Genomic DNA, 5,323 nt, shown 5'->3' on the forward strand with positions numbered 1-5,323 from the left:
CTGGCATGCCGGTGGGCCTTGGCGGCCTGCGCGAAGCCGTGGGCCAGGGCCACGGCGTTCATGGCGCCGGCGCTCGTGCCGCTGATGCCGTCGAGCGTGAAGCGCCCGTCTTCCAGCAGCGCATCGAGCACGCCCCAGGTCAGCGCGCCGTGCGAGCCGCCGCCCTGCAGGGCAAGGTTGAGCCGCCGCGGCGCTGCGAGGGCCGCTGCCTCAGGCATCGATCGCCTGGCCCTTGTTCATCGCCACCATGCCGCGCACGATGCGGTACAGGAACCAGATGGAGATCAGGCCCCAGGCGATCCAGCCCGGCGCGATGAACAACAGCCACAGCGGCGCGGTCACCACGTAGAGCACGCCGGCCCAGAGGACGGTGCGGATGCGGTACGAGAAATGGCTGGCCTGCCAGGTGCCTTCGGCATCGCTTTTCTTGACCAAGTCGATGACCAGGGCGATGACCAGCAGCAGGACCCCGGGCTGCGCGCCGGGGATGACGGCGCCCACGGCGACGATCAGGTGCAGGAAATAGCTGATCCAACCCACGGTCTTGAGCGATTCGGCCCGCTCGTTCGGCTCCACGTCGATGATGTCGCTCACGCGTTGGCTCCTTCGTCGTTGGCGCGGGCCAGGGCCTTGCGCAGGGATTTTTCCTCGATGCCGCTGGTGCCCTCGCGGCGCTCCAGCTCGGCCACCACGTCGGCCGGGGTCAGGCCGTAGTGCGCGAGGGCGATCATGGAATGAAACCACAGGTCGGCCACTTCGTACACCAGCTTGGATGGGTCGGCGCCATGGTCCACGTCCTTGGCGGCCATGACGACCTCGGTGGCTTCCTCGCCGATCTTCTTGAGGAAGGCGTCCGGCCCCTTGTGCAGCAGCCGCGCCACGTAGCTCTTGTCGGCATCGCCGCCGTGGGCGGGCTTGCGGCTTTCGATCACGGCGGCCAGCCGCGCGAGCGCGTCTTCGGACGGGCGGGCCTGCGGAGCAGCCGGGGCGTCGGTGAGGGGGATGGTCATGGGCATTGCCGTTATTTGTAGATGGACTCGGGGTCTTTCAAGACCGGATCGACCGCCTGCCAGGCGCCGTCCTTGAGCACGCTGAAAAAACAGCTGTGGCGGCCGGTGTGGCAGGCGATGCCCGGCTCATGGCCGAGCTGCGTCACCTTGAGCAGCACCACGTCGTTGTCGCAGTCCAGGCGGATTTCGTGCACCGTCTGCACGTGGCCCGACTCCTCGCCCTTGAACCACAGCTTGCCGCGCGAGCGGCTGAAATACACCGCGCGCCCCAGTTCGGCCGTCTTGGCCAGGGCCTCGCGGTCCATCCACGCGAACATGAGCACATCGCCCGTGGCCGCCTCCTGCGCGATGGCGGGCACCAGGCCCTGCGCATCCCATTTCACTTCGTCGAGCCAGTTCATGGAGTCATTCTCGGTCATTTGCTGCACTGCGGGAAAGGCCTGTTTTGCTATTATTTTTATAGCACAATGCCCTAGTATTTATTGCGCCGAAGGCCATTTTCATGCAAAAAGGCATGCGGGCCTCACTGCACCGACAGGAACACCCATTTGCGGTCCCAGTTGGTGCGGCCCAGGTACTTGATGGCGAAGGCGTAGCGGCCGGGGGGCAGCGTGTCCTGCGTGAGCGTCTCCTGCTGCACCACGGCCGGGCGGCCGCCGATGCGGACGTCCGGGCTGGCGACGTGCTCGGTCTCGCTCTCCAGATTCTGCCCGTCGAGGGCATACACCGTCACGTCGGCCTCCTCGCGGGGCTCGCCGACATGGGCACGCCCGAACGCGTTGGCGAACGTCTCCACATCGAGCGCCGCGGCCCTGCCCAGGGGGCGGCGCACAGTCCAGTACACGTCGCGCACGCCACCGTCGAGGGCGCGCAGCTGCGCCCGCAGGCGTTCGAATTCCTCGCGCGTGGCGATCACCTCCACCGGCTGGCCGCCGATGGTGGCGTCGAAGCAGCGGCCGATGCGGTCGGCGCAAGGCGCGCGGTCGAAGTAGCCCGAGGCATAGGACGGCGCCGGCGTGCTGCCCGCAGAGCGCGGACCCTGCGCGCAGCCCGCCAGCACAGCGGCGAAAAAGGACCGTGCAGATCCCCACCGCGAGGCGGGCGCGGCCCCGGGTGCGGCTCGTCACAGCCGCACCGGAATGCCCCGCTCGGCCATGCGCGCCTTCGCCTGGCCGACGGTGTATTCGCCATAGTGGAAGATGCTGGCGGCCAGCACGGCATCGGCCCCGCCCTGCTGCACGCCGTCCGCCAGGTGGTCGAGGTTGCCCACTCCGCCCGAGGCGATCACCGGCACGCTGACCGCGTCGCTCACGGCGCGGGTGAGCTGCAGGTCGAAGCCGGACTTGGTGCCGTCGCGGTCCATGCTGGTGAGCAGGATCTCGCCCGCGCCGCGCCGCGCCATCTCGGTGGCCCATTGCAAAACGTCCAGCCCGGTGTTCTTGCGCCCGCCGTGGCTGTACACGTCCCAACCTTCGCCCCGCGCCTGCAGGTCCTCGCCCTGGCGGCGCTTGGCATCGATGGCCACGACGATGCACTGCGCGCCGTACTTGGCCGAGGCCGCGCTGATGACATCCGGGTTGGCGATGGCGGCGGAGTTGAAGCTCGTTTTGTCGGCGCCCGCGTTCAGCAGGCGGCGCACGTCTTCCACCGTGCGCACGCCCCCGCCCACGGTCAGCGGAATGAAGACCTGGCTGGCCACGGCCTCGATGATGTGCAGGATGAGGTCGCGCCCGTCGCTGGTGGCGGTGATGTCCAGGAAGGTCAGCTCGTCGGCGCCCTGGCCGTTGTAGCGCGCGGCGATCTCGACGGGGTCGCCCGCGTCGCGCAGTTCGAGGAAGTTGACGCCCTTGACCACGCGACCGCCGGTCACGTCGAGGCAGGGAATGATGCGTTTGGCAAGCATGGGAAGTCCGAAGAAAGAAACGGGTGAAGGGGCGGCTCAGCCGGCCCCCAGGCGCTGCCAGCCCGACCAGCCGGCGCCGGGCGCCAGGTGCACGGGTTGGTCGATGCAGGCGGCTTCCACGCACACCATGTGCCGGTAGCCGTCGGGGGGCAGGTCGGCCAGCTTGGCGCACAGCGCGGCGCCGGGGTTCCAGACCACCGTGTTGCCCCAGGACGGGCTTTGCGCGAGGGTCAGCGCGTGGTCGCCCGCGTGCAGCCGCAGTGGCGCGGGCGCGGCCGAGAAGATGCAGTCGTATTCGCCGTCGAACGCCACAGGGCCCTGCTGCACCGAATGCACGTCGGCCACCGAATCCCAGCGGGCGCAGCCATCGAGCCCCTCCACGCGGGTGGCGGCGATGTCGCTCACGCGGTAGTAGCCGTGCAGCGCAGCGGTGAAATCCCACGCCGTGGTGCCGGTGTTGCGCACCGACAGGTCGAGCAGAAGGTGTTCGGCGGACAGCGCCACCGTGAGGCGCGCCGCGAAGCCGTGGGGCCACCAGGCCCGCGTCTCGGGCGTGTCGTCCAGCGCGAACACGGCGCGGGCCACGGGGCCCTCGCCGCCGCTGTCGCCATCGGCCTCGCTGCGCTCCACCCGCCAGGGCAAGGTGCGCGCAAAGCCGTGCTTGGCCAGCGGGCCGCGCTGGTTGAACTGGGGAAAGCACACGGGAACGCCCCCGCGGATCGGCGAGTGGCCGTCCAGGGCGGCGCGCGGGCTCAGGAAGAACCGCTCGGCGCCATCGCGGCCGGTCCAGGACAGCACCTGGGCGCCCTGCAGCGCGATGGTGGCGGTCTCGCCCGTCGGCAGCGCCAGCTGCAGCGCGGGCAGGCCATGGAAGGTCACGGAGCGCGCGGAGGGGGGCACGGGCGGAGTGGCGGTCATCCGGCGATTGTAGGAGCCCGCCACGCGCCGGGCAGGGGCGCGGGGCCGGTGGCGGGGCGGCGTCCCGCATGCAGCACAATCGCGGGTTTTCCCCAAATCGGTGCATTGCCGGCTCCCCCTTTCGGGGCCCGCCGGCCGCGCCCTGTCACCCATGCAGCCCAAGAAAAGAAAGCTCCCGCCCGCGGTCGGCATCCTCGTCGCGATGGCGCTCGGCATCGTGATCGGCCACCTGATCCACGCCAACGTGCTCCAGCCGGAGGAAGCCGCGCGCATCGCGGGCTACATCTCCATCGCCTCGGACGTGTTCCTGCGACTCATCAAGATGCTGATCGCGCCGCTGGTGTTCTCCACCCTGGTGGTGGGCATCGCCCACATGGGCGATGCGTCGTCGGTGGGCCGGGTGTTCGCCAAAGCCATGGGGTGGTTCCTCACGGCATCGCTGGTGTCGCTGCTGCTGGGCCTGGTGCTGGCCAACGTGCTGCAGCCGGGCGCGAGCATGGGGCTGGCGCTGCCGGATGCGGGGCAGTCCTCGCACCTGGCGACGTCCAAATTCACGCTCAAGGACTTCGTGAACCACCTGGTGCCGCGCTCGTTCGTGGAGGCCATGGCCAACAACGAGATCCTGCAGATCGTGGTGTTCTCGATGTTCTTCGGCATCGCCCTGGCGGGCCTGGGCGAGAAGGCCCGCACGCTGGTGCGCGGCATCGAGGAGCTGTCGCACGTGATGCTCAAGATCACCGGCTACGTGATGAAGTTCGCCCCCGTGGCGGTGCTGGCGGCCATGGCCGCCACCGTGGCGGTGAACGGCCTGGGCATCCTGCTGAAGTTCGCCGTGTTCATGGGCGACTTCTACCTGGCGCTGGTGATCCTGTGGGCCGTGCTGATCCTGGCCGGCTACCTGGCCCTGGGCCGGCGCATCATCGTGCTGCTGCGCAACATCCGCGAGGCGTTCCTGCTGTCGTTCGCCACGGCCAGCTCGGAAGCGGCCTACCCCAAGCTGCTGGACGCGCTGGACCGGTTCGGCGTGAAGCGCCGCATCTCCAGCTTCGTGATGCCGATGGGCTACTCGTTCAACCTCGACGGCTCGATGATCTATTGCACGTTCGCCACGCTGTTCATCGCGCAGGCCTACGGCATCCACCTGCCGCTGGAGACGCAGGTGACCATGCTGCTGATCCTGATGCTGACCTCCAAGGGCATGGCGGGCGTGCCGCGCGCCTCGCTGGTGGTGATCGCCGCCACGCTCAACCACTTCAACATTCCCGAGGCCGGCCTGCTGCTGATCCTCGGGGTGGACACCTTCCTCGACATGGGCCGCTCGGCGACCAACGCAGTGGGCAACTCGATCGCCGCCGCGGTGGTGGCCAAGTGGGAGGGCGCGCTGCTGTCCGAGGAAGAGGCGGCCGTGCACGCCGCCACGCTGGACACCGAACCCGATGCGCCGCGCGGCGACGGCGTCCCGGCGCAGGCGCCGGCCTGAGACCGCGGCGCG

At 69.4% G+C, this 5,323-nt stretch carries 8 protein-coding genes; 1 reads left to right on the plus strand and 7 read right to left on the minus strand.

Going from position 1 to position 5,323, the window contains the following annotated elements:
- The 7 genes from AC27IQ_RS18510 to AC27IQ_RS18540 all read right to left on the minus strand — a co-directional run.
- The coding region (locus tag AC27IQ_RS18510) for a patatin-like phospholipase family protein (RefSeq protein WP_487090340.1) at positions 1 to 218 on the minus strand (218 nt) is incomplete at its 3' end.
- Positions 211 to 594 (minus strand): DUF4870 family protein, encoded by a 384-nt coding sequence (locus tag AC27IQ_RS18515; RefSeq protein ID WP_487090341.1) that lies wholly within the window; start codon positions 592 to 594, stop codon positions 211 to 213. The genes AC27IQ_RS18515 and AC27IQ_RS18510, both read right to left, overlap by 8 nt.
- A complete protein-coding gene (locus AC27IQ_RS18520) occupies positions 591 to 1,010 on the minus strand; it encodes a phosphoribosyl-ATP diphosphatase (protein WP_284396774.1) in 420 nt (139 codons plus the stop codon). The genes AC27IQ_RS18515 and AC27IQ_RS18520 overlap by 4 nt, the downstream gene beginning before the upstream one ends.
- 11 nt (positions 1,011 to 1,021) lie before the next feature.
- Positions 1,022 to 1,429, minus strand: coding sequence for a phosphoribosyl-AMP cyclohydrolase (gene hisI, locus AC27IQ_RS18525; protein ID WP_487090342.1), 408 nt, complete (start codon positions 1,427 to 1,429; stop codon positions 1,022 to 1,024).
- Positions 1,430 to 1,533: 104 nt separating this feature from the next.
- Positions 1,534 to 2,070, minus strand: coding sequence for a hypothetical protein (locus AC27IQ_RS18530; protein ID WP_487090343.1), 537 nt, complete (start codon positions 2,068 to 2,070; stop codon positions 1,534 to 1,536).
- Between the two features lie 63 nt (positions 2,071 to 2,133).
- Positions 2,134 to 2,913 carry an imidazole glycerol phosphate synthase subunit HisF gene (gene hisF / locus AC27IQ_RS18535; RefSeq protein ID WP_272551361.1) on the minus strand — a complete coding sequence of 260 codons (780 nt, stop codon included), beginning with the start codon at positions 2,911 to 2,913 and terminating at the stop codon, positions 2,134 to 2,136.
- Between the two features lie 36 nt (positions 2,914 to 2,949).
- A complete protein-coding gene (locus AC27IQ_RS18540) occupies positions 2,950 to 3,831 on the minus strand; it encodes a D-hexose-6-phosphate mutarotase (protein WP_487090344.1) in 882 nt (293 codons plus the stop codon).
- Positions 3,832 to 3,982: 151 nt separating this feature from the next.
- Here AC27IQ_RS18540 and AC27IQ_RS18545 point away from each other — a divergent pair, with 151 nt between their 5' ends.
- Positions 3,983 to 5,311 (plus strand): dicarboxylate/amino acid:cation symporter, encoded by a 1,329-nt coding sequence (locus AC27IQ_RS18545; RefSeq protein ID WP_487090345.1) that lies wholly within the window; start codon positions 3,983 to 3,985, stop codon positions 5,309 to 5,311.
- Positions 5,312 to 5,323: the final 12 nt, after the last annotated feature.

The organism is Acidovorax sp. KPB24-07, from assembly GCF_057543315.1.